The sequence below is a fragment of the Burkholderia cenocepacia genome, from assembly GCF_900446215.1.
In the GTDB taxonomy this organism is placed as follows: Bacteria; Pseudomonadota; Gammaproteobacteria; order Burkholderiales; family Burkholderiaceae; genus Burkholderia; species Burkholderia cenocepacia.
This window is the reverse complement of record NZ_UAQZ01000015.1, coordinates 138,826-163,900: the sequence shown is the minus strand read 5'-3', so window position 1 is coordinate 163,900 and position 25,075 is coordinate 138,826. Positions and strand designations below refer to the sequence as shown.

Sequence of the window (25,075 nt, the reverse complement as noted above, 5' to 3'; positions counted from 1 at the left end):
CGGTTTTCGCGCAACACAGGCAGTCAACAACAAAGCGCGGTGCCGATGCGCGACGCGTCCGCGAAGCGGGCGGGGGCTGCGCATCGAAGCGGTGGGGCGGCGGCATGTCCGATGCCGTCGCCCCGCCTTTCATCGATTACTTTTTTGTCGGTAATTCATAGTATGACTAAGCGAATTGCAGTTGTGACGGGTGGGATGGGCGGCCTCGGCGAAGCGGTCAGCATCAGGTTGAACGACGCGGGTCATCGGGTAGTCGTCACGTATTCGCCGAACAACACCGGCGCGGACCGCTGGCTGACCGAGATGCATGCGGCCGGCCGCGAATTCCATGCGTATCCGGTGGACGTGGCCGATCACGATTCATGCCAGCAATGCATCGAGAAGATCGTGCGGGACGTCGGCCCGGTCGACATTCTCGTGAACAATGCGGGCATCACGCGCGACATGACGCTGCGCAAGCTCGACAAGGTCAACTGGGATGCCGTGATCCGCACCAACCTCGACTCCGTGTTCAACATGACGAAGCCTGTCTGCGACGGCATGGTCGAGCGCGGCTGGGGCCGCATCGTCAACATCTCGTCGGTGAACGGCTCGAAGGGGTCGGTCGGCCAGACCAACTATGCGGCCGCGAAGGCCGGCATGCACGGCTTCACGAAATCGCTCGCGCTGGAGATCGCGCGCAAGGGCGTGACGGTGAACACGGTGTCGCCCGGCTATCTCGCGACGAAGATGGTCACCGCGATCCCGCAGGACATCCTCGACACGAAGATCCTCCCGCAGATTCCGGCGGGCCGGCTCGGCAAGCCCGAGGAAGTCGCGGCGCTGGTGGCCTATCTGTGCTCGGAGGAGGCCGGCTTCGTGACGGGCTCCAACATCGCGATCAACGGCGGTCAGCACATGCACTGACGCGCGGCGGCCCGCACGGCGTTCGCGCCCGGGCGGGCCGCGTTCCGCACCATTCCGTGCCGAAGCGGCAGGCGCGCCGCTTCGGCCTCGCATTCCGGAGAACGCATGGGCGACACCTGGATGGGACTCGTGATCGGCGGCTCGGCACTGGCCGTCGCGCTGACGATGGCGATCGCGCTCTACTGGCTCGAGCGGCGCCGCGCGCGGCTGCTGCGGAATTTCGATCATCGCGATTGCTGGCTCGTCGCGTACGGCAAGTGCTTCGCGCGCAGGCCGGCGCGGTCGTTGCGCCGCATGCGCGGTGCACGCTGAGCGCGGCGCCGACGCGTCGCGATCGGTGAACGCTCGATCGGCGATCGATGGGCTGTCATGCCCCGCGCGCATGCCGTCGGCCACGCGCGCGGGATGCGCGATCAGTCGTTCCTTTCGCTCTTTCCGGCAGACTCGCCCGAGTCGTTCTTGTGGAAGATCCGCTTCGTCGTGCGCTTGGTGGCTTCCCAGCCTTCGCGCGACGCATGCGCGACGCCGTGCCCGACCGCCTTCGCGGCGCTCGCGGTCGCGTGGCCGAAGCTGCGCGCCGCGTCGCCGGTCTTGTGCGCGGCTTCCTTCGAATCGCGCTTGATGTCCTGCTTCACTTCCGACATGTCCGCGTGGGCGAGCGGGCCGAGCAGCGCCAGAACGAGCGCGGCGCCAATGAACTGACGAACTTTCACGACCGGTTTCCTTGAGGTAAGCCTCTTCATCGAGGATTCGTGTTGCCGGCGGGCGCCGGTTGAAACGCGCCGGCGGCCGATGCGTCGAGCATCACCGCCGCGCGGCCGGACAGCAGCACGCGCTCGCCGCAGCGCAGCGCGAAGCCGTACAGCACCGAGCGGCCGTCGCCGCTCATGCGTTCCGCGTCGACGGTGAGCGGCTGCTCGAAGGTGTCGAGCCGGTCGACGAACGCGTCGACGTTGCGCACGCTCGCGAGATAGCCGGCGCGCGGGCGCGCCTCATGCGCACCGAGCAGCGCGCCGTGTACGGCCATCGCCTGCGCCGCGTACTCGATGCCGCAGACCGACGCGAGCCGCCCGTGCGCGCGCAGCGGGTTGTGCGGATCGCGGTGGCTCGTCGCGGTGCAGCGAATTCGTTCGGCATCCCACGCATCGACCGAATCGAGCACGCACATCGTGCCGGCGTGCGGAATGTGCGCGGCAATCCACGCGTGGTCGAGCGGCGCGGTCAATACGACCGTCGTGGTCATCGCGCGCGCTCCGCGAAAGAGTCGGGCATCGCGACGTCGACCTGCACGCGCGTATCGGCCAGGTAGTCGAGCACGACGCGCGTCGATTGCCGCGTGGCGAGCGCGTCAAGCAGCGGCAGCACGCGGGCGGCCGGATTGCCGGCGCGCAGTGCGTCGAGCTCGGCATGCGCGAGCGTCGTGGCGGGCGCATCGGTGAGCTGCACGTCGATGCGGGCGAGCGTGCGTTCGCTCGCTTCCGGCGCGAACACGAGCGCGACGCCGAACGCGTCGCCGATCGGCCGCACCGCACGCAGCGGTTCCGGATAGTCGGTGTCGTACGCGATCAGCAGGCTCGGCACGCGATCGACGACGACCTGGCACAGGCTTTCGAGCAGGCCGGCGGCAAAGCTGCCGTCGTGCGCGCACAGCACGTTCGACGTCGCCATCGCGCGGGTCGCGATGCTCCAGTAGCCGGCCGGGGCGTTGTGCACCGAGTTGTGGAAGCGGGTCGGCGACAGCTGGCGATCGTCGCCGGCGAGCGTTTCGCAGATCGCGTGGCAGTTCTGGCCGTCGCCGCCGGATGCGCTGAACACGGTCGCGAGCGTCGCGGCATCGCGGCCGCTCGCGGCCACCGCCGCGTGGCCGACCGCGAGCGCGGCGCGCACGACGGGGCCCGTGCGACGCCGCTCGGCGGACGGCAGCCCGGCGGGCGGCGGCAGTTCGGTGCGGACGGCCGCGTAGGGTGCGCGGCCCGCGAGCACGTCGGCCGCGTGCGGCCAGTCGGTCAGTCCCGGCCCGACGAGGCCGACGCTTTCGATGAACGCGGTGAGTGTCATGGCGGGCCTCAACGGCGGGCGCGACCGGCCACGTGCCGGGCGCGGCCGAGGATCAGGCTGCAATTCGTGCCGCCGAAGCCGAACGAATTGGAGAGGACGGCGCGCACGCGCGTGTCGCGGCTCGCGAGCACGTAGTCGGCGACGAGCGCCGGGTCGGGCTGCGTCGTGTTGACGCCGGCCGGCACGAACTGCTCCTGCAGCGCGAGCGCGGCGACGATCGCCTCCAGCGCGCCGGCCGCGCCCAGCGTGTGGCCGGTCGCGCCCTTCGTCGAGCTGCACGGCGTGCGGGCGAACAGCGCGCCGAGCGCGCGGCTTTCCGCTGCATCGTTGCTCGGGGTCGCGGTGCCGTGCAGGTTCACGTAGTCGATATCGTGCGCGCCGAGGCCGGCGGACGCGAGCGCCTGCTCGATCGCGGCGCGCGCGCCGAGCCCTTCCGGATGCGGCGACGACATGTGATGCGCATCGCTCGATTCGCCGATGCCGAGCAGCAGGATCGCGTCGTCGTCGAGCGCAGCGGGCGGGTCGGGCACACGTTCGACGAGCGCGAACGCGGCGGCCTCGCCGATCGAGATGCCGTCGCGTGCCGTGTCGAACGGCCGGCATGGCCGGCGCGACAGCAGTTCGAGCGAATTGAAGCCGTACAGCGTCGTCAGGCACAGCGAATCGACGCCGCCGACGACGGCCGCGTCGATCAGCCCGGCCTCGATCATGCGGCGCGCGGAGCCGAACGCCTTCGCGCCGGACGAACACGCGGACGAGATCGCCATCGCCGGCCCGCGCAGCGCGAAATACGCGCGCACGAACGCGGCCGGCGAATACGGGTTGTGCGTGTGCGCATAGCGGAAATCGGCCGGCAGCGCGCCGCTCGACGGATCGCGGCGCTGGTACGCGCGTTCGGTTTCGAGGATGCCGGCCGTGCTCGTGCCGACGAACACGCCGATGCGTGCGGCGCCGTAGCGCGCGGCGGCCGCCGCGACGCGGGCGTCGAAGCCGTCCTGCGTCAGGCCGAGTTGCGCGAGGCGGTTGTTGCGGCATTCGAAGTCGGCGAGATCGGCGCGCACGGGGTGCGCATCGACGCCGTCCACCGCGCCGATCCACGTGTCGAGATCCGCGCGCTCGAAGTTGCACGGCACGAGCCCGCCGCGGGCGCGGCGCAGCGCATCGAGGGTCGCGTCGAGGCCGCGGCCGATGCAGCTGGTGGCGGTGAAGTGCGAGAGCAGGAGAGGGTTCACGAGGGTCGCATCCGGTGGCCGGAACGGGCGCCGCAGCAGAGCTGGCAGGCGCGCCGTTCGCGGTCAGATTTTATCAAACGGGGGTGCCGGCACGCGCGGCTGGCCGGGCGGTTCGGGCGGTTCAGGCGCGAGCGCCGCGCGCAACGTGGTCCAGTGCAACTGCGCGTCGGCGGCCGCGCGCAGCACCGCGTGCAGCACGTCGAGCACGACCGGTTCGCCGCGCGCATCGCGTGCGGCATGACCGTCGTGGACCAGCAGGATGTCGCGCGCCTCGAGGCCGTGCAGCAGGCGGCGCGTGACGGTCGCGGCGTCGCGCGCCCGCGTGTCGAAGCCGCGCCGCGTCCAGCTCGCCAGTTGCAGCCCGAATTCGCACAGCACCGGTTCGAGAAACGGATTGCGCAGGCCGGCCGGCGCGCGGAAGAACAGCGGGCGCGTGCCGGCGATGTCGGTCAGCGTCTGCTGCGCGGCCGCGATCTCGCGCCGCAGCGCGGCCGGCCCCGACAGCGAGAACGTATGGCGGTGCCGCTGGCTGTGGTTCTCCACCGCGTGACCACGCGCGACGATCGCCTCGATCCACCGCGGATGGCGACGCGCGAGATCGCCGATGCAGAAGAACGTCGCACGCGCGTCGTAACGGTCGAGCAGGTCGAGCACGCGCGGTGTGACGTCCGGGTCCGGGCCGTCGTCGATCGTCAGCGCGATGCGGCGGCCCGCGCCGGCCGGCAGGCGCGTCCAGTTCGGGCCGAGCAGCGTGCTGCGCGGCCACAGGCCCGCCGCGGTCAGCGCGAGATGCGATGCGACCGCGCCACCGACGGCCCACGGCCACGTGGCCGGTTGCGCGACCACGGCGGCGGCCGCGCCCGCGTGCAGTGCGGCGGCGCCCGCGATCAGCGGCGTCGGCTTCCAGCGGCGTGCGTCGCCGGCGTGGCGCGGCGGCATGGACGACGACGCGTTCATGCGCGGCCTCCACGTTCACCATGACCGATCGTCGCCGCGGCGCGCGGCGCGAGAATCGCCGCGAACGCGAGCGCGAGCATCGCGCCGGGGCCGACGGTCAACCCGAAGGTTTCGAGCAGCGGCACGCGCGACAGCGCGAGCAGCCCGAAGCCGGCGACCGTCGCGAGGTTCGCGATCAGCAGCGATACCAGCGTGTACGGCGTGACGGGCTGCGCATCCGCGCGCCGGCAGAAGAACAGCGCGTAGTTCGAGCCGACCGCGACGATCAGCAGCATCCCGACCAGGTGCAGGATCGTCAGTTGCACGCCGGCGAGCGCGAAGCCGGCCGTCACGACCAGCACGGCCGCGACGAGTGGCGCAAGGGCGCGCGCGGCGCGGCGCGGCGATCGCAGCGCGATCAGCAGCAGCACGGCGATCGCGGCGAACCCCGCGAGCGACAGCCGGATGTCCTCGTGCACGTAGCTCACGTACAGGCGATCGGCTTCGGCCTTCATGTCGACGAACAGCGCATCGGGCACGCCCGCGCGCGCGACGGCGGCGCGAATCGGTGTCGCGTCGAGGCTCGACGCCGGTTGCGCGGTGCGTGCGGCGTCCGGCGCACGCAGCGGCAGCATCGCGCTCCAGCGGTCGTCGCGTTCGGTCAGCAGCGCGTCGACGGCGAGCGCCATCGACGTGCCGTGCAGGTCCGCGCGTGTCAGCAGCGGCGCGTGACGCGCGGCGTCGACGTCGGTGAGGAACGGCGCGAACAGGTCGGGCTTCACCGCGATCGGCTGGTGCGCGACGGCATCGCGCATCCGCGCGGCAAGCGTGTTCGCATCCGGCAGGCTCGCCTGGCGGGCGCGCTGCGCGGCGTCGCTCGGCAGGTAGCGGGCCGGATTGTCGAAACCGCCGAGCGTGCCGCGCTCGACGAGCGGCTGCAATTGCGCGGCCACTTTTTCCGCGCCTTCGAGTGCGGCCTGTTCGGTCGGCGCGGTAATCACGACGAGGTAGCGCACGTCGGGCGCGCCGACGTCGGCGCGCAGCCGGGCGTCGAGCGCCTGCGCCGGTGCCGGTACGGGGCTGAGCGCGGCGAGCTCGCGGCTCCACAGGCCGTCGCGATGCAGCGCGAGCGTCGCGCAGGCGGCGACCATGAGCACCGCGAGCGGCCAGCGCAGCCGCGGCGCGGCGTCGGCCGCGCGCGCGAGCACGGCGCCGACGCGCGAGACGTCGCGGATCGCGACATGCTCGCCGCGCAGGTGCGGCAGCACGAAGCGCGTGACGAGCGCGGCGGCCGTCAGGCCGACGATCGAATACAGCCCGAGCTGCACGAGGCCCGGGAAGCCGGAGAACAGCATCGACGCGAACCCGCACACCGACGTCAGCACGCCGAGCCGGATCGTCGGCCAGTACGCGGCGACCCACGCGCGCGTCGCGTCGGCCGGGCGTGCCGTGCCGCGCGTGCCGGCCTGCGCCGATTGCACGAACAGGTAGATCGAATAGTCGACGGCTTCGCCGATCAGCGTCGTACCGAACCCGAGCGTCAGCCCGTGGACCGTGCCGAACGCGATGCTGACCGCCGCGATCCCGGCCGCGACGCCCGTCAGCACCGGCAGCAGGCCGAGCGCGAGCGTGCGCGGCGACCGGTACAGCGTGAGCAGCAGCGCGACGATCAGCACGACGCTCGCCGTCGACAGCCGCTCGACGTCGTGCCGGATCGTGTCGCGCGTGTCGACCGAGAACACGCCGGGGCCGGTCATCGCGAGCGTGGTGCCGGCCGCATTCGGCACGGCCTGCGTCGCGGCCGCGAACGCGCGGCGCACGGCGTCGATCGCGCGGGCCTGCGCATCGGTATCGGAGCCGGCGGCGGCCGTCTGCACGACCAGCACCGCGCGCGTGCCGTCGCGCGACGCCCACACGCCGTCGCGGCTCGCCGGTTCGGCCGCGCTGTCGAGCCCGTCGACGAGCGCGGCGACTTCGCCGGTCGGGTCGCGCGGCAGCATCGCCTTCGCGACGAGGCCGGCCGACGAACTCAGCAGGTCGAGGCTGTCGCCGAGCGCCTGGTGCAGGCCGTCGGCGCTGAAGCGCTGCGGCGTGACGGCCGGGCTCAGCAGGTAGCGATGAGCGAAGACGAATTGCCGGTCGCGCGCGTCGTTCGCGGCTTCGCCGTTGTGCACGGCCGCGACCCGCGGATCGGTGCGCAGCGTGCCGGCGACGCGCCGCGACAGCGCGGCGCGCGTGCCGGCATCGCCGCCGTCGATCGCGACGAGGATCAGGCGCGACACGATGCCGTCGCGCAACTGGTCGACGAGCACGCGCTGTCCGGCGCTCGGCGCATTCGGCAGGAATGCGGACAGGTCGGCCGTGAACTGCGCGCGCCCGATCGCGACGCCGCACGCGACGAGCGCGAGCAGCCACACGAGCACCGCGCGCTGCCGCCACGCGGGTGGGCGACGCGTGACGGGCGAGGGGCGCGTACGATCGTCCATCAGTTCGCGTGCGCCGCGACGGGTTGCAGGCGCATCACCGAACGATCGCCGTCGGCCTGCCGGATCGCGACGCTGCGCAACACGTCGCGCGTGCCGTCGAGCGTGATCGTGCTGACGACCTTCAGCATCCGCGAGTCGAGCGGCGTGAGCGTCAGCGTCCAGTCGTCGCCGCGTCCGGCAAGGGCGACCTTGTACACCTGTTCGAGCGCGAAGCGGTTGCCGGCGAGCGTCGCGCGGATGCTGTCGATGAACGCGCCGAGTTCCGGATAGCGCGCGAGCGCGAGCGTGTATTTGCGGTTGTTGCGCTCGACGGTGAGCATCTCGCCGTCGACGACGAGGTGTTCGGGCGTCGGGCGCAGCGTGTGCTTTTCCAGATGATCCGGCGCGACGAACACCAGTTCGCCCGACGATTCGATCGGCTGCGTGGCGATCGACAGGGTCTTCGTCTCGGTGAAGGTCGCGCGGCCCGACTTGTGCTGCGCGAGCGTCGACATCAGCCGGTCGAGGGTCCAGGCCGTTCCGGTATCGGCCGCGTGCGCGGGCACGGCCAGCGCGATCGCGGCGGCGGTGGCGGCGATCACGCGGATAACACCGGCGATGCGGGGCGACGAAAACGGGAGCAGGCAGCGGCGAACGGCGGTCATGCGTCGGAATCCCTCGTGGTGGTCAGGTCGGCGCCGGCGTGCGCCGCCTCGCGGCGCGCGGTTGCGGCCGTGGCATCGCCGCCTTGCCAGAAATCGAAATAGTTGAACCAGTTGTACGGCGCCGCGCGGCAGTACCGGTCGAGCAGCGCGACGTAGCGCGCGAGCGCCGCGTCGACCGCCGCCGCGCGCGCATCGCGCCGCACGTCGGAGAAATCGGCGAGCGTCTCGAAGTGCACATCGTAGCGGTTGCCGTCGCGATAGAGGCCCGTCATGAAGATCACCGGGCGCTTCAGCATCGCGGCCATGTAAAGCGGCCCGAGCGGGAACGCGGCCGGCGCGCCGAGCAGCGGCACGCGCCGCAGCGACGCGGCCGCGTCGTCGAGCAGCGTGCGGTCGGCAAGCATGCCGACCATGCAGTTCGCGTCGAGGCGCTCGCGCACCTTCAGCATCGAGTCGACCTGGCCGAGCGGAATCACCTCCGGCTGCGCGGCCGGGTTCACCGCCGCGAGCGTCGCGTTGATCTTGCGCGCGTTCTTCTCGTACATCGTGACGACCACGCGCAGGTCCGGATGCGTGCGGCCGATCGCGCGCACGACTTCGAAGCTGCCGAGATGCGCGCCCATCAGGAACGCGCCACGTCCGCCCGCGAGCGCATCGTCGACGAGCGTTTCGCCGTGCAGCCGGATGTCGAACAGGTCGAAGCGCCCGTTCATCAGGTACACGCGATCGTGGATCGTCGCCGCGAACGTGAACACGTGCCGATAGACGTCGCGCCAGCGCGCGGGGCGCCCGAGCACGCGGCGCAGGTAGTCGCGCGACGCCGCGCACGCGGCCGGCGAGAACAGCACGAAATACGTCGCGATCAGGTGCAGCACGATACGCGCGCGCGGCCGGCCGAAGCGCAGCGAGATCCACGTCATCACGCGCAGCAAGCCCGCGTTGCTGCGCTCCTGGCGTTCGGCCCATGCGGTGCGCTTCATGGCTGCGCGCCATCCTGCACGGACGGTGGTGCGGACAGCACGCCGGTCGCGACCTCGCGCGACCCGGTGCGCACCGTGAAACGGATCGCGCCGCTGGCCGCCGCGTCGTACGCGAGATCGAGCGGTTCGCCGGGCGCGACCGGGCTCAGGAATTTCGCGGACCCGAGCCGCCACGCATGCAGCGGACGGTTCATCGCCGCGCCGATCATGTGGATCGCGTGATCGAGCAGCACGACGCCCGGCACGACCGGATGGCCGGGGAAGTGGCCGGGCAGCGCGGGGTGGTCGGCGGCAATCGTGAACGCGAGCGCGGACGACGGCGTGCGGGCCGGGTCGCGCCCGGCCGGCGGCGTGGGCGTCGCGCCCGTGGCACGCGCATGTTGCGCCACGAGCGCCGCCAGCACGTCGCGCGGCAGCTTGCCCGTTTCGTTGCGCGGCAGCGCATCGACGAACACGAGCGGGCGCGGCATGAACGCCGGATCGATCCGCTCGCGCAGCGCGCGTTGCAGATCGGCGGCCGAGAGCGTCGGCGCGACGACCAGCGCGACGAGCCGCGTGACCGGCTCGAGGGCGGTGTCGCCGTGCGCCGGCGCGGCTTCGTCCGGCATGAAGAACACGCCGTCGACCACCTCCGCGATCGCGTTGAGCTGATGGTTCAGGTACGCGAGCGACGTGCGCTTGCCGGCGATGTTGACGAGGTCGGCCTTGCGGCCGTGCAGCAGGAACCGGCCGTCGCCGAGCAGTTCGAGCGCATCGCCCATCGGCACGGGCGCCTCGACGTGCCCGCCCGATACCCACACGGTCGGCCCGCTGTCGTCGCCGTCCGGTGCGTCGCGGGCATCGAGCCGGATGTCCGGGAACCGTTCCCACGCCGCGCCTTGCGACGTGCGACGGGTCGCGATCTGACCGGTCTCGGTGCTGCCGTAGATCTCGACGAGCGGCGCGTCGAGCGCGGCCTCGGCTTCGCGCGCGAGCTTTTCCGACAGCGGCGCGGTGGCCGACAGCACCAGCGCCGCGCGCGGCAGCGCATGGCCGGCGGACAGCAGCGCGCGCAGGTGGATCGGCGACGTGACGAGCACGCGCGGCTGCGGGAGCGCGTCGAGTTCGTCGCGAATGTCGCTCGGGTAGAACGGCTGGCGGTTGCTGAACGCGAGGCCGCCGATCAGCGCGAGCAGCACCGTCGACTCGAAACCGTACATGTGTTGCGCGGGCACCGTGCCGATCAGCGTCGCCGCACGGCCGTCGAGCAGCCCGAGCCGCTCGGCCGCCGCGCGCACGCAGCCGACCAGGAAGCCCCAGGTCTTGCGGTGCGGCACCGGCGCGCCGGTCGAGCCGGACGTGAACACGTAGGCCATGATCCGCGCCGCGTCGATTTGCGGGACGGCGAACGGCGCATCGGCCGCCGGTTCGCCCGGCGCGGCGTCGGGATACGCGAAGCGCGGCAGGTCGATCGCGCAGTCGGGCGCATCGTGCAGGCAGAACGCATCGGGCGCGAACGACGCGAGCTGGCGGACCATTTCCGGCGTGTGCGTCGACGGCAGCAGGCTGATCTTGCCGGCGACGAGCGCCGCGCACAGGCTGACCGCGAAGCGATAGCGGTCGCGGCACACGTTGAACACGTGGCCGCCGGCGGGCAGCGCGGCGGCCACGCGCGCGACGTCGGCGACGAACGCGCGTACGGTGACGGGCGAGCCGTCGCGCCAGGCGATCGTCCGGTCGGGCGAGGAATGGAATACCAGCGGGTGAGTCGGCATAAATCGGTCAAGACGGGAACGAAGGCCGGCGCGGCCATGGAGCCGCGCCGGTCATGAATTCATCGCGAGGCCTGCGATGCGTGGGTCGACGCGCGATACGCGCGCACCGCGTCGACCATTCGCGGCCGCGGCTCGTGCGGCAGCGCGACACGCCGGCACGCATGCTCGGCGGCGAACATCACGGCGACGAGCGGCAGCGACAGGTAGTTCGCGAAGGTCGACCACGTGACGATCGGCGCGGTCGCGAACAGCAGCGTCGACACGGCGGCGGTCGCGACGAAGAACAGCGTCCACGCGAGCGTGATCCGGCGCGTGTAGCGCGCGACGGCCGGCGTGACGGTGCCGTGGATCATCGCGGCGAAGCGGGTGCACAGCGGCACGTCGCCGGCCACGAGCGTGCGGCCGAACAGCAGCGCCATCGCGACGTTGAAGCTCGCGTGCTCCAGATACAGGCCCCATTCGAAGTGCTGCGCGAGCGGCGCGCGCGCGGCCCACAACGCGGCGGCGGCCAGCAGCCATGCCGGCACGAGCCACGCGCGCCGCGGCGAGCGCAGCGCCACGCCGAGCGCGAGCAGCAGCGGCGGCACGAGCGCCATCGCGAGGCCGACGCCGTGCGCGCCCGGTGTCGCGCTCGCGTAGTGCGCGCCAATCTGGTACGCGGCCACGGTGCCGACCGCTGCGACGCCGCGCACGACGGGCAGCAGCCGGCTCATCGACGGCCTCCGGGCGCACGGCGCGCGCACCGGCCGGCGGCCGGGCTGCAGCGGCTGACGGGCGGGCGAACCGGAACGGGGCGCAAGGGCGGACGCGGCATCACTGGAAACATCGGGCGGATCGTGGCCGGACGCGGGGTCGGGCCGTCAAACATCATATGAATGGCGGCCGGGACGCGAGTCCGGGCCGATGGTCGGGCACGCTCATTTTAGGGCCGCGGCGGGGCGGCTTCGGGCCGCCCGCGACCGGGTTTTGTAACCGATTGTATGGCACCGGACGAACGGTTTCGCGGGGTCGGTCCATTTCCATCCAAAGCGGCTCAAGCGTCTCGTCCATTCCCGTGCGAAACGGGCCGCGGCGCCGGCTAGCGAGTCTGTAACCATTCGCGGTATACGACCCGATACCCATCGTCTAGAATCCGCGTAACTTTTACAAACGATCCCCACATGACGCAGGCGGGGAAGCCGGCAGACGCCGGAGGGACGGAGATTTGCACGCGCCGGGCGTGCACGACGGTTGCCGTTTCCGGGCGCCTCCCGCTGCCATGGGCCGCCTGCCCGCACGCATGATGAACGCACTGGAACAAGAGCTCGCCACGCTGATCATCGGCGAACTGAATCTCGAAGACGTCCCGCTCGAAACAGTGACGGCCGACACCCCGCTGTATGGCGAAGGTTTCGGGCTCGACTCCATCGACATCCTGGAAATCGCGCTGCTGATCTCGAAGAAATACGGCTTCGAACTGCGCTCGGACAATCCGGACAACCAGACAATCTTTGCGACGCTCGGTGCGCTGGCTGCCTACGTCGCCGCGCATCGCACGAAGTGACGGCGTCGCTCGGCGGACGATGCGCGACGGCATCGATCGAGGGGAAAACGCGATGAACGGAGCAAGGCGATGCGGGCGCTCGTGACGGGCGGCAGCGGTGCGCTGGGGCAGGCGATCTGCACGGCGCTCGCGCAGGCCGGCCATGAAGTGTGGGTGCATGCGAACCGCCATCTCGCGCAGGCGGAGGCGGTCGCGCAGCAGATCGTCGCGGCCGGCGGCGCCGCGCACGCGATCGCGTTCGACGTGACCGACGCCGACGCGACGCTCGCCGCGCTGCAGCCGTTCATCGACGATGCGCCGGTGCAGATCCTCGTCAACAACGCGGGCATCCACGACGACGCGCCGATGGCCGGCATGTCGCGCCGGCAATGGCACAGCGTGATCGACGTGACGCTCAACGGCTTTTTCAACGTCACGCAGCCGTTGCTGCTGCCGATGATCCGCACGCGGCGCGGACGGATCGTCAACATCGCATCGGTGGCCGGTGTGACCGGCAATCGCGGGCAGGCCAACTACGCGGCCGCGAAGGCGGGGCTGATCGGCGCGACGAAGTCGCTGTCGCTGGAGCTCGCGTCGCGCGGCATCACCGTGAACGCGGTGGCGCCGGGCATCATCGCGTCGCCGATGGCCGAACAGGCGTTTCCCGCCGAACGCATCAAGCAGCTCGTGCCCGCGCAGCGCGCGGGCCGGCCCGACGAAGTCGCGGCGATGGTCGCGTATCTCGTGTCCGACGCCGCGGCCTATGTGACGGGGCAGGTGTTGTCCGTCAACGGCGGGCTCGCATGACGAAGCGCGCCGCGTGGGCCTGACGTAACGCAACGCGGTGCAGGGCCGCGTGATCGCGCGGCCCGTGCCGCATCGTGAGGAAATCGAAGTGTCCGTGCATCCAGTCGACGCCGAACGGCGTCCGTGTCCGATGTTGCCCGCCGCCGCGCCTGCGGCCGCGCCGTTCGCGCACGGCGGCGGCCGCGCGCTGCGGCTCGTCCAGGCGAGCCATGCGCGGCTCGTCGCGCTGCTGCACGATGCGCGCGGCCGGGATGACGGATTCGATCGCGTGTTTCCCGGCGCGCTGGGCGCGGTGTGCATCGGCGCGGCGGGAACACCGGACGCATCGCGCGCGGCCGCCATGGCGCGGATGCTGACCGATGCCGCGCCCGGCCTGCCGGTCGCACCGGTACAGATGGCGCTGCTCGGCGCCGACGTCGCACCGGACGATGCGGTCTGCGAAGTGTGGCAATGCGATGCGCACGACCTGCGCAGCGAACGGCGCGGTGCGCTGCATTACCGCTACAGCGAAGCGGCGGGGCTCGTGTTCGGCAGCCTCGTCGTGCACGAGACGGATGCGGCGTACGATGCGCGGCGCGACGGCGGCACGCCGCTCGAACGCGCGACGTTCGACGCGTACCGCGCGCTGTTCGAGCTGCTCGATACGCTGGGCATGCCGCATCCGCTGCGGATCTGGAACACCGTGCCGGCAATCAATGCGGTGCAGTTCGGGATCGAGCGCTATCGTCAGTTCAATATCGGCCGTCAGCAGGCGTTCGACGCGTGCCGCCGCGCACTGACGGGCGGCGTGCCGGCCGCGTGCGCGCTCGGCTCGGTCGTGCCGGTCGCCGGCGATGCGTCGCCGGCCGCGCCGCTCGCGATCCATTTCCTCGCGAGCCGCACGCCGGCCGATTCCATCGAGAATCCGCGCCAGGTGAGCGCCTATCACTATCCGGCGCAGTACGGCCCGCGCGCGCCGACGTTCGCGCGCGCCGCCGCGTGGGCCGACGGCGATGCGACGCCGGTGCTGTTCGTCTCGGGCACCGCGAGCATCGTCGGGCACCGCACCGTGCATCGCGGCGACGTCGTCGCGCAGACGCGCGAGACGGTCGCGAACCTCGCGGCGGTACTCGAGCAGGCCGCGCGGCAGGGGCACGGCCCGTTCTCGCTCGCGGACCTCGGCTATCGCGTCTACGTGCGCGATGCAGGCGATACCGCGGCGCTGGCCGCGATCGGCCGCGTGCTGCGCGAGGCCGCCGGTCCTCACGTGCGGCCGCTGTTCGTGCATGCGGACGTGTGCCGCGACGACCTGCTGGTCGAGATCGAGGCCAGCGCCGGTCATGCGATGGAGTGGCTGTCATGAAGCGCGAGAGCCTCACGATCCGGCCACCGGTCGGGCAGGCGGCCGGGGTCGACGAAGCGTGCCGGCGTTCGTCGGCCGGTCATACACTTTTGTCAGGATCCCCGTCTTCGTCATCGGCTGTTTCCATGTTCAAGCTGCACGCGTCGCCCACTCATCTCGTCCTGATTCCGAGCTACAACCCGGGCGCCAAGGTCGACACGACCGTGCGCCATGCGCGCGCGCAGTGGAACCCGGTGTGGGTCGTCGTCGACGGCAGCACCGACGGCAGCGCCGAACGGCTGCAGGCGATGGCCGAGCGCGATCCCGGCTTGCGCGTGATCGTGCTGCCGGAGAATCGCGGCAAGGGCGCCGCGGTGCTCGCGGGGCTCGACGCGGCGGCCGCGAGCGGCTTCACGCACGTGCTGACGATGGATTCCGACGGCCAGCATCCGGCCGACCTGATTCCCGCCTTCATGGCGGCATCGCAGGCCGCGCCCGATGCGATGGTGCTCGGCGTGCCGAAGTTCGACGCGAGCGCGCCGCAGTTGCGCGTGCAGGGGCGCCGGCTGTCGAACGCGTGGGCCGACCTCGAGACGCTGTGGGCCGGGATCGGCGATTCGCTGTACGGTTTTCGCGTGTATCCGGTCGCGCCGCTGGCGGCGATCATGCGGCGCCAGCCGTGGATGCGCGGCTTCGACTTCGATCCCGAAGCCGCCGTGCGGCTGTGCTGGGCCGGCGTGCGGCCGATCCGCATCGACGCGCCGGTGCGCTATTTCGGCCGGGACGAAGGCGGCGTGTCGCACTTTCACTACGGCCGCGACAACGCGCTGCTCGCGTGGATGCACCTGCGCCTGTTCGCCGGCTTCGCGATGCGGCTGCCGATGCTGGTCGCCCGGCGTCTGACGCGGCGGCGCGACCAGACGGCCTGAGCGAAGAGCCGGCCGTTTCCTTCGCGGCCGCCGCCCCGCGTGCGGCGATTACCCTGCTTTTCGTCGCCAATCCGGTGCCGGATCGCCGCGTCATGTCAATCCACCGAGTAATGAACGTGTCATCCGATGTAAACATCTGGTAATTTTCTGCCGGATTATGCAAAATCGCCGCTCCCAAATACAACTATCGAGGGATTCCGGGATGCAACTCAAGAAAGCGGTGGCGGCGTGTGGCGTGGCGTTTCTGTTGAGCGCATGCGGCGGGGTACAGAGCCTTGACGCGAACAGCCTGACGTCGGCGGGGACCAACCTGTACAAGGCAGCGACGCTGTCGGACAGCGACATCGCCGCGCTGTCGAACGAATCGTGCAAGTCGAGCGACGCCGAATCGAAGATCGCGCCGGCGAACAGCGCCTACGCGAAGCGCCTGACGAAAGTGATGAAGGGCTTCGGCGACATGACGCTGAACGGCCAGAAGATCAACTACAAGGTCTACCTGACCAAGGACGTCAACGCGTGGGCGATGGGCAACGGCTGCGTGCGCGTGTACAGCGGCCTGATGGACATGATGAACGACGACGAGCTGCGCGGCGTGATCGGCCATGAAATGGGCCACGTCGCGCTCGGCCACTCGAAGAAGGCGATGCAGACCGCATACGCGGTGAGCGCGGCGCGCAGCGCGGCCGGCGCGGCCTCGCCGGGCGTGGCGGCACTGTCGAGCTCGCAGCTCGGCGACATCACCGAGAAGTTCATCAACGCGCAGTTCTCGCAGTCGCAGGAAAGCGCGGCCGACGACTACTCGTTCGACCTGATGAAGCAGAAGGGCATGAGCCAGAAGGGCCTCGTCACCGGCTTCCAGAAGCTCGCGCAGATGGACGGCGGCCAGAGCTCGATGATGAGCTCGCACCCGTCGTCGGCGAGCCGCGCGCAGCACATCCAGGATCGCATCGCGAAGGGCAGCTGATCGCGCGGCGGAGCGCCGGCCGTTCGCGCCGGCGATCGGCAAGCGACATGAAAAACCCCACGCTCGTGGTTCGGGCGTGGGGTTTTGTTTTGGGCCGTGCCTGCGCGCCGCTTACGGCACCATCCCCGGCAGCACGTACGCCTGCACGAGCGTGATCAGCCCGACGATCACCGCGAACAGCAGGCTGTGCCGCACCGTGAAGCGGAACAGCTCGGATTCCTTGCCGACGAGGCCCGTCGCCGCGCACGCGACCGCGATCGATTGCGGCGAGATCATCTTCGCGGTCACGCCGCCCGTCGTGTTCGCGGCGACCGCGAGCGTCTCCGGCACGCCGAGCTGATGGGCGGTGGCCTGCTGCAGCGAGCAGAACAGCGCGTTCGACGACGTGTCCGAGCCGGTCAGGAACACGCCGAGCCAGCCGAGGAACGGCGAGAAGAACGGGAACGCGGCGCCGGTCCCGGCCAGCATCAGCGCGAGCGTCGACGACATCCCCGAGTAGTTCGCGACGAACGCGAACGCGAGCACGAGGCCGATCGACAGGATCGGGCGCGTCAGTTCCTTCAGCGTCTCGCCGAACGTGACGCAGGCGTCGCGCGGCTTCATCCGCAACAGCGCCATCGAGATCAGCGCGGTCACGAGAATCGCGCTGCCGACCGCCGACACGAGATCGATCTTCAGCACCGCGTCGAGCGCCTTCGGCGTCGCGGCGATCGGCGCGGTCTTCACGACGAGCTGGTCGAGCCCGGCCACGTGAAATTTCAGCACGGTCGACGCGAGCGCGCCGTGCGCGGCGAACAGCGCCTTGAACGGTGCGATGCTCCACACGGTGACGACGGCCGTCAGGATCAGGAACGGCGACCACGCGCGCACGGTCTGCGCGAGCGTGTACGGCGACGGCTGGCGGCTCGTGCCGGAGCCGTTGCCGCCTGTACCGAACCCCGCGAGCGCCGCACCGCCGCCGGACGCGACGATGCCGCCCGCCGTCTGCTTCGCGCGGCTCGGCTGCCAGACCTTCAGGAACGCGGCGAGCGCGACGAGGCTGACGAGCGACGACGTGATGTCCGGCAGCTCGGGCCCGATGTGGTTCGACGTGAAGTACTGCGTCACCGCGAAGCTGCCGCCCGCCACGAGCGCGGCCGGCCAGGTCTGCCGTACGCCGCGCAGCCCGTCCATCATGAACACGAGCCAGAACGGCACCGCGAGCGACAGCAGCGGCAACTGGCGGCCGGCCATCGCGCCGATGTGGAACGCATCGATGCCCGTCACCTGCCCGGCGACGATGATCGGGATGCCCATCGCGCCGAACGCGACCGGCGCGGTGTTCGCGATCAGGCACAGCCCGGCCGCGTGCAGCGGCTTGAAGCCGAGGCCGACGAGCAGCGCGGCGGTGATCGCGACGGGCGCGCCGAAGCCGGCCGCGCCTTCGAGGAACGCGCCGAACGAGAAGCCGATCAGCAGCATTTGCAGGCGCTGGTCGTCGGTGATCGACAGCACGGACGCGCGGATGATGTCGAACTGGCCGGTCTTCACGACGATCTTGTACAGGAACACGGCCGCGACGATGATCCACGCGATCGGCCACAGGCCGTACGCGAAGCCGAAGCCGGCGGCCGCGAGCGCCTGCGGCACGGGCATCCCGTACGCGAGAATCGCGACGCCGAGCGACAACAGCAGCGTGATCGCGGCCGCGACGTGGCCCTTCATCCGCAGCGCGGCCAGCGCGACGAAAAAGAAGATGATCGGAATCGCGGCGACGAACGCCGACAGCCCGAGGCTGCCGAGCGGGGTGTAGATCTGGTGCCAAACCTGCATGGGTGTCTCCTCCATGGATTTATCGGGGTACGGGTTTGAAAGCGGGTGCTATTCGGGCTGGCCGCGTGCGCGCAGCAGGTCGGACAGGCTGCGCGGCGCCGGTTCGAGCGGCGTGCGGTGCTGCGTCCAGCCCATCTGTTTCGCGGGCGTCAGCGCGCGCAGGCGCGTCGCGGTCCAGCGGAAGGCGCGGTACGCACGCGGATGCGCGAACGCACCCGACCAGAAGCGCCACACGAGTTCTTCCGCGCGGTGGTAGTTCGCGCCCTGGCCGCGCAACGGATGCGCGACCGGCTCGTCGGGCTTGCGGTTCGCTTCGGTGCGCAGCCGCACGAGCAGTTGCGGGATCGGGATCCGCACCGGGCACACCTCGCCGCAGGCGCCGCACAGCGTCGACGCGGTCGGCAGGTCGGCCGTCGCGTCGAGGCCGAGCAGGTGCGGCGAGATGATCTTGCCGATCGGGCCCGGGTAGGTCGTGCCGTACGCGTGGCCGCCGATGCGCGTATAGACGGGGCAGTGATTCATGCACGCGCCGCAGCGGATGCACTGCAGCGTCGCGCGCAGTTGTTCGTCCGCGTACGCCTGCGTGCGGCCGTTGTCGAGCAGCACGAGATGCAGCTCGCGCGGGCCGTCGCGTTCGCCGTCGCGGCGCGGGCCGGAGATCAGGTTGAAGTAGGTCGTGATCGCCTGGCCGGTGGCCGAGCGCGTGAGCAGGCTCGACAGCGGCACGATGTGCTCGAGCTTCTCGACGACCTTCTCGATTCCCATGATCGCCACGTGCGTGTCGGGCACCGTCGTCGACAGGCGGCCGTTGCCTTCGTTCTCGACGAGCCACAGCGTGCCCGTGTCGGCGGCCGCGAAGTTCACGCCCGACAGGCCGATGTCGGCCTCGGCGAACGCACGGCGCAGCGCGCGCCGGCCGGTCTGGATCAGTTCGTCGACGTCTTCCGTGTAGCGCGTGCCGGGCAGGTGCGCCGCGAACAGTTCGGCGATGTCGCCGCGGGTCTTGTGGATCGCCGGCATCACGATATGCGACGGCTTTTCGCCCGCGAGCTGCACGATGAATTCGCCCATGTCGGATTCGATGCAGTCGACGCCGTGCTCCGCGAGGTAATGGTTCAGCTCGATTTCCTCGCTCGCCATCGACTTGCCCTTGATCACGCGGCGCGCCTTCTTTGCCTGCGCGATGCCGAGCACGATCGCGTTCGCGTCGGCGGCGGTCTCGGCCCAGTGCACGTGCACGCCGGCTTCGGTGAGCTTCGTCTCCAGCCGTTCGAGCAGCACGGGCAGTTGCGCGAGCGCATGCTGCCGCACGGCTTCGCCGAGATCGCGCAACCGTTGCAGCTCGGTGTCGTCGGGGAACTGCGTCGCACGCTTGCCCTGCAGGAAGTCCATCGCGCCGCGAAAGCTCTGGCGCAGCGCCGGATCGTCGAGCGCGGCGCGCGCACGGGTCTTGAAGTCGCCGGGGGCGACGAATTGCAGCGGGTGGTTGCTCATCGCGGCAGGTCCTCGCAGGCGGGGGCGGCCGGCGGCGCGGCCGAATCGGTGACGATCACGACCCACAGGCGGCGCGGGCCGTGTGCGCCATAGGCGAGCGTCTGCTGGATGTCGGACGTCTTCGACGGGCCCGATACCAGCACGAGATTGGTCGGCATGCCGGCTTGCCAGCGCTCCGCGTGCACGGCGGCGTGCAGGTCCGCGTGCAGCGTGTTCGCGTGAACGAGCGCGATGTGCAGCGGCGGCACTAGCGACACCGTGCGCGGCGTGCCGGCATCGGGCGCGAGCACGACGGTGCCGGTGGCCGCGATGCCCGAGCGCGCGACGGTGAAGCCGGCGTCGATCGTGTCGAACAGTTCGGCCTTCCATGCGTCGATCGGCCGGTCGAACGGTACGGGTGCGACCGTCTCGGGCAGCGCGCGGGCGAGCGCCGCGGATTCGGCGCGGACCGGGTCGAGCAGCAGGCGGCGCACGCCGGCGTCGGCGAGCCGCGCGGCCAGCTGCGCGGGCCATGCGTCGGCGCTCGCGCACCAGACGTCCGCGTGCGAGGCGGCGAGCGCGGTCTGCATCGTCTGCGCGAGCGCCAGAGGATCGGGCGCGACCCGCGTACGCCGTGCCGCGTAGTGTGTGTCGATGCGCGCGTCGAGTGCAGCGGCCGCGTTCGTTGCGACATCCGGGGCGGCTGCGCGCAGCCGCGCGAGGATCGCGTTGCGCGCGCTCATTGCGACTCTCCGCGCAGCGAGCCGGCGCCGGCCGTGCGGCGCCACAGGAAGCTCGCGAGATGCTCGACCGGCAGCGGCGCGCCGGCCTTGGCCGCGGCGTGGCCGATGTTCAGCAGGCAGCCGCAGTCCGCGGACACGAGCCGGTCGCAGCCGGTCGCGCAGGCCGACGCGACCTTGTCGCGCACCATCGCGCCGGAGATGTCCGGATGCTTCAGCGAGAACGTGCCGCCGAAGCCGCAGCATTCGGATTCGCGTTCGTGTTCGATGCGCGTCACACCCGGCAGCGCGTCGACGAGCGCGACGCCGTGCACGCGCGTGCCCATCTCGCGCCGCGCCGCGCACGACGTGTGCAGCACGACGCGTTCGTCGGGCCCGGCGCCGGCCGCGATCGCGTCGAGCCGTACGTCGAGCACGTGGACGAGGAATTCGGCGAGTTCGTAGGTCCGCTCCGCGATCGCGCGCGCCTTCGGGCCGTGAACGGGATCGTCGGCGAACAGCGCCGGCCAGTGGTGCCGGATCATGCCCGCGCACGAGCCGGACGGCACGATCACCGGCCACGGTTGCGCGAACAGGTCGAGCTGCGCGGCCGCGACGCGGCGCGCTTCGTCGGGGTTGCCGCTGCTGTAGGCCGGTTGCCCGCAGCAGCTCTGGCCGCGTGGATAGTGGACCGTCAGGCCCTCGCGTTCCAGCAGGCGGACCGCGTCGAGCCCCGCTTCGGGGACGAACAGGTCGACCAGGCAGGTCGCGAACAGATAGACGTGCGCGGGGGCGGTGGGGTACGGCCTTGAGTTCATGTCTCGCTCCAGAGGCGACGGCCCGGCATGCGGAGCGTCGATTTCGCTGCATAATTCCCGCGTCCGCGCTGTAGCTCAAATTGGTTGGGCCAATCGGCGCGGCACGCATTCCGCGGGGAGACGCGACGATGGCAGCGATGACGGCACGGGGCCGGACCGAAGTGGTGATGCGCAAGATCGAGACGGCGCTGCTCGACGGCACGTGGCCGGCCGGCGCGCGGCTGCCGGCCGAGCGCGTGCTCGCGCAGCAGTACGGCGTCGCGCGCAATACGGTGCGCGAGGCGACCCAGCGGCTCGTCGCGCGCGGGCTGCTGCAGAGCCGGCGCGGCGCGGGCGTCTACGCGACGGACCAGTTGCGCGCCGGCATCGCGTCGCCGTGGGGCCAACTGGTCGCCGATCATCCGGCGCTGCGCGACGACATCCTCGAATTCCGCCGCGTGCTGGAAGGGGCGACCGCCTATTTCGCCGCGCTGCGGGCCGATGCGAACGACCGGCGCCGGATCCGCGCGCTGCTGCGCGAGCTCGAAACCGCGCACGCGAACGACGACGCGGCCGTCGAGGCCGCGACCGACGCGAAGCTGCACGAGGCGATCGCGCTCGCGTCGCACAACACGATGTTCCTGCACCTGCATACGAGCGTGATCGGAATGTTGCGCGAGCACATTTCGATCAACGTTGCCGGGATGACGATGGAGGACGAGCAGGCATCCGAGTTGCTCTTGCTGCAGCACCGGGTCGTGTGCGAGGCGATCTGCGCGCAGCGGCCCGAGGAGGCGCGCACCGCGATGCAGACGCATATCGACTACGTGCGCAGCCATTTCGAACGCAGCGGCGATACGTCGTGAGATTGGTCGGACCAGTGACGGCGGCAGCCCGCGCGGCGGCCGGTCGCGCATCGCGCGCCACCCTGCCCGGCGCGCGGCGCGGCTGCGCGGCCCGCGCGATTGACCGGTTCGTCGGGCGCCTACTAGAATCGACCGGAACCGCTTGTCAGCCGCGCGCCGCGGCGATGACGTGCCCATTGATCCGACTGTCGAGGAAGCTTCCGTGCTCACGTCCTTGATCCGGCGCGCACCGGTCGCGCTGTCGTGGCGCGCCGCCTGCCGCCAGGCCCGCGCGCTGGTCGTCTGCGCGCTGCTGCCGCTCGCCGCGTGCGCGACGCATCCGCCCGCCACCTCGCTCGATCGCCCGGTCTCCCACGCGTTGTCCGCCGATACCGCGACGCCGCTGCGCGATGCGCTGGCCGCGCCGGAAGCCGCGCATCCGGGGCAGTCGGGCTTCCGGCTGCTCGCCGACGGCGCCATCGCGTTGCAGATGCGCATCGCGCTCGCGCGAGCGGCGACGAAGACGCTCGACATGCAGTACTACATCGCGACCGAGGATACGACCGGCAAGCTGCTGCTCGGCGCCGCGCTGTACGCGGCCGATCGCGGCGTGCGCGTGCGGATGCTGGTCGACGATCTGAACTTCGACGATATCGACCGCGTGATGGCCGCGCTGAATACGCACCGGAACATCGAGATCCGCGTGTTCAACCCGTTCGGCGCGTCGCAGCGCGGCATGGTCGAGCGCACGACCAACTTCTTCACGCGGATCGACAGCTTCACGCGCCGGATGCACAACAAGGCGATGATCGCCGACAACCAGATCGCGATCGTCGGCGGCCGCAATCTCGGCGACGAATACTTCAGCGCGAGCCCGACGCTGCAGTTCCGCGATCTCGACGTGCTCGCGGCCGGCCCGGTGACGAACGACATCTCGAAGAGCTTCGACGACTACTGGGCGAGCGCGAGCAGCTATCCGTTGCGCGTGCTCAATCATCAGACGTTCGATCCGAAGGATCTCGACGCGATGCGCGACGAGCTGCGCGACCACTGGCGCAAGAACGCCGATCCGTACAACGCGAAACCGCTGAACGCGACGCCGCTCGCCCGGCAGATCGCGCGCGACGAACTCGAGCTCGTGTGGGCGCCGGCCGAATTCGAGGTCGATGCGCCGGACAAGGTCGCGCGGCCGACCGGCACCTACGTGAGCCCGCCGATGCAGCGGCTGGCCGAGCTGACGCGCGGCGCGCAGAAGGAATTCCTCGCGTTCTCGCCGTACTTCGTGCCGCACGACGCCGGCGTGAAGATCCTCGGCGACACGACCGCGCGCGGCGTGCGCGTCGCGATCGTCACGAATTCGCTCGCGGCGACCGACGCGGTCGCGGTGCAGGCCGGCTATGCGCCGTATCGCGTGCCGTTGCTGCAGCGCGGCGTCGAGCTGTACGAGTTCAAGTCGCAGCCGGACCAGCTGCCCGCGCGGCTGTTCGGTTCGCGCTCGCGCGCGAGCCTGCATGCGAAGGCGTACGTGATCGACCGGCAAATCCTCGTGATCGGCTCGCTGAACCTCGACCCGCGTTCCGCGTACCTGAACACCGAGCTCGCGCTCGTGATCCACAGCCCGGTGCTCGCGCAGCAGGCCGCGGCGATCTTCGCGCGCGTGACGCAGCCGGACGAAAGCTACCGCGTCACGCTCGCGAAGCGGACCGACGGCAGCCCGCCCGCGCTCGAATGGACGGGCGCCGACGGCGGCCAGCCCACCACCTATCACGTCGACCCGCATGCGGGGCTGCTGCGCAACGTGATGACGGGCATCTTCACGCTGCTGCCGGTCGACGACCAGTTGTAAGGGCGGGAACGGCTCCGGCAAAACCCGCGATACCGGTGCGCGGGGAAAGGTGATATGGTTGTGCGCGCAACGATATGTGAATCGTGAGGGCGCCGCCGGTCCGCTCGCACCATGCGGGCCGGAACGCGCCGAACGGCGTGCCGCCGCACGGGCGTGTACGCACCGCGCGCGGCGCCGGCACACGATGGACGATGCGCGCCGCCATTCGCCCGGGGCCGCGCGCCCCCGCAACCGGAGTTCCTCATGCAACGTGTACCGAACCAGCCGTTCACGCGTCCCGCGCGCTTCTCCGAAGCCGAATGGCAGGCGCGGGTGCAGCTCGCGGCCGCCTACCGCATCTTCGATCATCTCGGCTGGACCGAGCTGATCTACAACCACATCTCGCTGCGCGTGCCGGGCGAGGACGGTCATTTCCTGATCAACCCGTTCGGGCTCCATTACCGCGAGGTATGCGCGTCGAATCTCGTGAAGATCGACATCGACGGCAACGTGATCGGTCACTCCGACTGGCCGATCAATCCGGCCGGCTTCACGTTCCACAGCGCGATCCATGCGGCGCTGCCCGATGCGCACTGCGTGATGCACGTGCACACGACGCCGACGATGGCCGTGTGCTGTTCGCGCGACGGGCTGTCGTTCTCGAATTTCTATTCGGCGCAGCTGTACGGGAAGATCGCGTATCACGACTTCGAAGGCATCACCGTGCATCTCGAGGAAGGCCGGCGCATCGTCGGGAGTGCGGGCGGGCGGCCCGTGCTGCTGTTGCGCAACCACGGACCGGTGACGATCGGTGCGACGCTCGCGCAGACGTTTTCGCTGATGTGGCTGCTCAACCGCGCATGCGAGGTGCAGGTCGCGACGCATGCGATCGGCGACGCATTGCCGATCGCGCCGCCAGTGCTCGAAGGGTGCGTGCGCGATTCGCTGAATTTCGATCCGAAGCATGGCGCGGGACAGGACGCGTTCGACGCGCTGCAGCGTATCGTCGACCGGATCGATCCGGGCTACCGCGCGTGACGCGGGCGGTAGCCCGGTGAGGGCACC

The 25,075-nt window shown here is 70.8% G+C and carries 24 protein-coding genes; 10 read left to right on the top strand and 14 right to left on the bottom strand.

All coding sequences use genetic code 11. The features are described from left to right. The first annotated feature begins 162 nt into the window (after window positions 1-162). Both phbB and DTA15_RS30435 read left to right on the top strand, forming a co-directional pair. Window positions 163-906, top strand: coding sequence for an acetoacetyl-CoA reductase (gene phbB, locus DTA15_RS30440; protein ID WP_012492403.1), 744 nt, complete (start codon window positions 163-165; stop codon window positions 904-906). Window positions 907-1,011: 105 nt separating this feature from the next. Next, window positions 1,012-1,218 (top strand): hypothetical protein, encoded by a 207-nt coding sequence (locus DTA15_RS30435; RefSeq protein WP_006481510.1) that lies wholly within the window; start codon window positions 1,012-1,014, stop codon window positions 1,216-1,218. 101 nt (window positions 1,219-1,319) lie between these two features. Here DTA15_RS30435 and DTA15_RS30430 read toward each other — a convergent pair whose 3' ends face one another. The 10 genes from DTA15_RS30430 to DTA15_RS30385 all read right to left on the bottom strand — a co-directional run bounded on the left by DTA15_RS30430 (window position 1,320) and on the right by DTA15_RS30385 (window position 11,709). Further along, complete coding sequence (locus DTA15_RS30430; RefSeq protein ID WP_012492404.1) at window positions 1,320-1,649, bottom strand: hypothetical protein; 330 nt, start codon at window positions 1,647-1,649, stop codon at window positions 1,320-1,322. Beyond that, window positions 1,646-2,149 carry a hotdog family protein gene (locus DTA15_RS30425; RefSeq protein WP_006481514.1) on the bottom strand — a complete coding sequence of 168 codons (504 nt, stop codon included), beginning with the start codon at window positions 2,147-2,149 and terminating at the stop codon, window positions 1,646-1,648. Before DTA15_RS30425 ends, DTA15_RS30430 begins: the two co-directional genes overlap by 4 nt. Beyond that, on the bottom strand, window positions 2,146-2,964 hold the full coding sequence (locus tag DTA15_RS30420) for a beta-ketoacyl synthase chain length factor (RefSeq protein WP_012492405.1): 819 nt from the start codon (window positions 2,962-2,964) through the stop codon (window positions 2,146-2,148). Before DTA15_RS30420 ends, DTA15_RS30425 begins: the two co-directional genes overlap by 4 nt. An 8-nt stretch (window positions 2,965-2,972) precedes the next feature. After that, a complete protein-coding gene (locus tag DTA15_RS30415; RefSeq protein WP_006491657.1) occupies window positions 2,973-4,196 on the bottom strand; it encodes a beta-ketoacyl-[acyl-carrier-protein] synthase family protein in 1,224 nt (407 codons plus the stop codon). 63 nt (window positions 4,197-4,259) lie between these two features. After that, window positions 4,260-5,153, bottom strand: coding sequence for a polysaccharide deacetylase family protein (locus tag DTA15_RS30410; protein ID WP_006497413.1), 894 nt, complete (start codon window positions 5,151-5,153; stop codon window positions 4,260-4,262). Beyond that, window positions 5,150-7,618 carry an MMPL family transporter gene (locus DTA15_RS30405; protein WP_012492406.1) on the bottom strand — a complete coding sequence of 823 codons (2,469 nt, stop codon included), beginning with the start codon at window positions 7,616-7,618 and terminating at the stop codon, window positions 5,150-5,152. Before DTA15_RS30405 ends, DTA15_RS30410 begins: the two co-directional genes overlap by 4 nt. Beyond that, window positions 7,618-8,262: an outer membrane lipoprotein carrier protein LolA gene (locus tag DTA15_RS30400; protein WP_006490865.1), complete on the bottom strand. Its 645-nt coding sequence runs from the start codon at window positions 8,260-8,262 to the stop codon at window positions 7,618-7,620. Before DTA15_RS30400 ends, DTA15_RS30405 begins: the two co-directional genes overlap by 1 nt. Then, window positions 8,259-9,242, bottom strand: a complete 984-nt coding sequence (locus tag DTA15_RS30395) for a lysophospholipid acyltransferase family protein (RefSeq protein WP_006490863.1) — start codon at window positions 9,240-9,242, stop codon at window positions 8,259-8,261. The genes DTA15_RS30400 and DTA15_RS30395 overlap by 4 nt, the downstream gene beginning before the upstream one ends. Next, complete coding sequence (locus tag DTA15_RS30390) at window positions 9,239-10,996, bottom strand: acyl-CoA synthetase family protein (RefSeq protein ID WP_006493463.1); 1,758 nt, start codon at window positions 10,994-10,996, stop codon at window positions 9,239-9,241. Before DTA15_RS30390 ends, DTA15_RS30395 begins: the two co-directional genes overlap by 4 nt. 59 nt (window positions 10,997-11,055) lie before the next feature. Then, complete coding sequence (locus tag DTA15_RS30385) at window positions 11,056-11,709, bottom strand: COG4648 family protein (protein ID WP_012492407.1); 654 nt, start codon at window positions 11,707-11,709, stop codon at window positions 11,056-11,058. Window positions 11,710-12,254: 545 nt separating this feature from the next. On the opposite strand from DTA15_RS30385, the gene DTA15_RS30380 reads away from it, so the two are divergent. From DTA15_RS30380 to loiP, 5 genes are all read left to right on the top strand, one after another. Beyond that, complete coding sequence (locus DTA15_RS30380; protein ID WP_006490634.1) at window positions 12,255-12,539, top strand: phosphopantetheine-binding protein; 285 nt, start codon at window positions 12,255-12,257, stop codon at window positions 12,537-12,539. Window positions 12,540-12,608: 69 nt separating this feature from the next. Further along, complete coding sequence (fabG, locus tag DTA15_RS30375; protein ID WP_006490635.1) at window positions 12,609-13,325, top strand: 3-oxoacyl-ACP reductase FabG; 717 nt, start codon at window positions 12,609-12,611, stop codon at window positions 13,323-13,325. 37 nt (window positions 13,326-13,362) lie between these two features. Then, entirely contained in the window at window positions 13,363-14,667 is a 1,305-nt protein-coding gene (locus tag DTA15_RS30370) for a chorismate transformation FkbO/Hyg5 family protein (RefSeq protein ID WP_012492409.1), read from the top strand. Window positions 14,668-14,792: 125 nt separating this feature from the next. After that, window positions 14,793-15,575, top strand: a complete 783-nt coding sequence (locus DTA15_RS30365; RefSeq protein WP_012492410.1) for a glycosyltransferase family 2 protein — start codon at window positions 14,793-14,795, stop codon at window positions 15,573-15,575. 202 nt (window positions 15,576-15,777) lie between these two features. After that, a complete protein-coding gene (gene loiP, locus DTA15_RS30360) occupies window positions 15,778-16,539 on the top strand; it encodes a metalloprotease LoiP (protein WP_006477817.1) in 762 nt (253 codons plus the stop codon). A 111-nt stretch (window positions 16,540-16,650) separates the two neighbouring features. Here loiP and DTA15_RS30355 read toward each other — a convergent pair whose 3' ends face one another. From DTA15_RS30355 to DTA15_RS30340, 4 genes are read right to left on the bottom strand one after another with little or no spacing between them, the layout of a single operon-like run. Further along, entirely contained in the window at window positions 16,651-18,351 is a 1,701-nt protein-coding gene (locus DTA15_RS30355) for a lactate permease LctP family transporter (protein WP_006488730.1), read from the bottom strand. 48 nt (window positions 18,352-18,399) lie between these two features. Next, window positions 18,400-19,845, bottom strand: a complete 1,446-nt coding sequence (locus DTA15_RS30350) for a LutB/LldF family L-lactate oxidation iron-sulfur protein (RefSeq protein WP_006488727.1) — start codon at window positions 19,843-19,845, stop codon at window positions 18,400-18,402. After that, entirely contained in the window at window positions 19,842-20,567 is a 726-nt protein-coding gene (locus DTA15_RS30345; RefSeq protein ID WP_006491603.1) for a LutC/YkgG family protein, read from the bottom strand. The genes DTA15_RS30350 and DTA15_RS30345 overlap by 4 nt, the downstream gene beginning before the upstream one ends. Then, on the bottom strand, window positions 20,564-21,361 hold the full coding sequence (locus DTA15_RS30340; protein ID WP_006484086.1) for a (Fe-S)-binding protein: 798 nt from the start codon (window positions 21,359-21,361) through the stop codon (window positions 20,564-20,566). Before DTA15_RS30340 ends, DTA15_RS30345 begins: the two co-directional genes overlap by 4 nt. Window positions 21,362-21,489: 128 nt before the next feature. On the opposite strand from DTA15_RS30340, the gene DTA15_RS30335 reads away from it, so the two are divergent. The 3 genes from DTA15_RS30335 to DTA15_RS30325 all read left to right on the top strand — a co-directional run bounded on the left by DTA15_RS30335 (window position 21,490) and on the right by DTA15_RS30325 (window position 25,048). Continuing rightward, complete coding sequence (locus tag DTA15_RS30335; protein WP_012492411.1) at window positions 21,490-22,206, top strand: FadR/GntR family transcriptional regulator; 717 nt, start codon at window positions 21,490-21,492, stop codon at window positions 22,204-22,206. A 202-nt stretch (window positions 22,207-22,408) separates the two neighbouring features. Beyond that, the gene (locus DTA15_RS30330; protein ID WP_006487925.1) at window positions 22,409-24,031 is read left to right on the top strand and encodes a phospholipase D family protein; all 1,623 of its coding nucleotides are present in this window, start codon (window positions 22,409-22,411) and stop codon (window positions 24,029-24,031) included. A gap of 243 nt (window positions 24,032-24,274) precedes the next feature. Further along, on the top strand, window positions 24,275-25,048 hold the full coding sequence (locus tag DTA15_RS30325) for a class II aldolase/adducin family protein (RefSeq protein WP_006487919.1): 774 nt from the start codon (window positions 24,275-24,277) through the stop codon (window positions 25,046-25,048). The last annotated feature ends 27 nt before the right edge of the window (window positions 25,049-25,075 follow it).

What these genes read in the sequence shown, in the direction of transcription:
- phbB (WP_012492403.1), top strand. Translation starts at nt 163, where the DNA reads ATGACTAAGCGAATTGCAGTTGTGACGGGTGGGATGGGCGGCCTCGGC.
- DTA15_RS30435 (WP_006481510.1), top strand. Translation starts at nt 1,012, where the DNA reads ATGGGCGACACCTGGATGGGACTCGTGATCGGCGGCTCGGCACTGGCC.
- DTA15_RS30430 (WP_012492404.1), bottom strand. Translation starts at nt 1,649, where the DNA reads ATGAAGAGGCTTACCTCAAGGAAACCGGTCGTGAAAGTTCGTCAGTTC.
- DTA15_RS30425 (WP_006481514.1), bottom strand. Translation starts at nt 2,149, where the DNA reads ATGACCACGACGGTCGTATTGACCGCGCCGCTCGACCACGCGTGGATT.
- DTA15_RS30420 (WP_012492405.1), bottom strand. Translation starts at nt 2,964, where the DNA reads ATGACACTCACCGCGTTCATCGAAAGCGTCGGCCTCGTCGGGCCGGGA.
- DTA15_RS30410 (WP_006497413.1), bottom strand. Translation starts at nt 5,153, where the DNA reads ATGAACGCGTCGTCGTCCATGCCGCCGCGCCACGCCGGCGACGCACGC.
- DTA15_RS30405 (WP_012492406.1), bottom strand. Translation starts at nt 7,618, where the DNA reads ATGGACGATCGTACGCGCCCCTCGCCCGTCACGCGTCGCCCACCCGCG.
- DTA15_RS30400 (WP_006490865.1), bottom strand. Translation starts at nt 8,262, where the DNA reads ATGACCGCCGTTCGCCGCTGCCTGCTCCCGTTTTCGTCGCCCCGCATC.
- DTA15_RS30395 (WP_006490863.1), bottom strand. Translation starts at nt 9,242, where the DNA reads ATGAAGCGCACCGCATGGGCCGAACGCCAGGAGCGCAGCAACGCGGGC.
- DTA15_RS30390 (WP_006493463.1), bottom strand. Translation starts at nt 10,996, where the DNA reads ATGCCGACTCACCCGCTGGTATTCCATTCCTCGCCCGACCGGACGATC.
- DTA15_RS30385 (WP_012492407.1), bottom strand. Translation starts at nt 11,709, where the DNA reads ATGAGCCGGCTGCTGCCCGTCGTGCGCGGCGTCGCAGCGGTCGGCACC.
- DTA15_RS30380 (WP_006490634.1), top strand. Translation starts at nt 12,255, where the DNA reads ATGGGCCGCCTGCCCGCACGCATGATGAACGCACTGGAACAAGAGCTC.
- fabG (WP_006490635.1), top strand. Translation starts at nt 12,609, where the DNA reads ATGCGGGCGCTCGTGACGGGCGGCAGCGGTGCGCTGGGGCAGGCGATC.
- DTA15_RS30365 (WP_012492410.1), top strand. Translation starts at nt 14,793, where the DNA reads ATGTTCAAGCTGCACGCGTCGCCCACTCATCTCGTCCTGATTCCGAGC.
- loiP (WP_006477817.1), top strand. Translation starts at nt 15,778, where the DNA reads ATGCAACTCAAGAAAGCGGTGGCGGCGTGTGGCGTGGCGTTTCTGTTG.
- DTA15_RS30355 (WP_006488730.1), bottom strand. Translation starts at nt 18,351, where the DNA reads ATGCAGGTTTGGCACCAGATCTACACCCCGCTCGGCAGCCTCGGGCTG.
- DTA15_RS30350 (WP_006488727.1), bottom strand. Translation starts at nt 19,845, where the DNA reads ATGAGCAACCACCCGCTGCAATTCGTCGCCCCCGGCGACTTCAAGACC.
- DTA15_RS30345 (WP_006491603.1), bottom strand. Translation starts at nt 20,567, where the DNA reads ATGAGCGCGCGCAACGCGATCCTCGCGCGGCTGCGCGCAGCCGCCCCG.
- DTA15_RS30340 (WP_006484086.1), bottom strand. Translation starts at nt 21,361, where the DNA reads ATGAACTCAAGGCCGTACCCCACCGCCCCCGCGCACGTCTATCTGTTC.
- DTA15_RS30335 (WP_012492411.1), top strand. Translation starts at nt 21,490, where the DNA reads ATGGCAGCGATGACGGCACGGGGCCGGACCGAAGTGGTGATGCGCAAG.
- DTA15_RS30325 (WP_006487919.1), top strand. Translation starts at nt 24,275, where the DNA reads ATGCAACGTGTACCGAACCAGCCGTTCACGCGTCCCGCGCGCTTCTCC.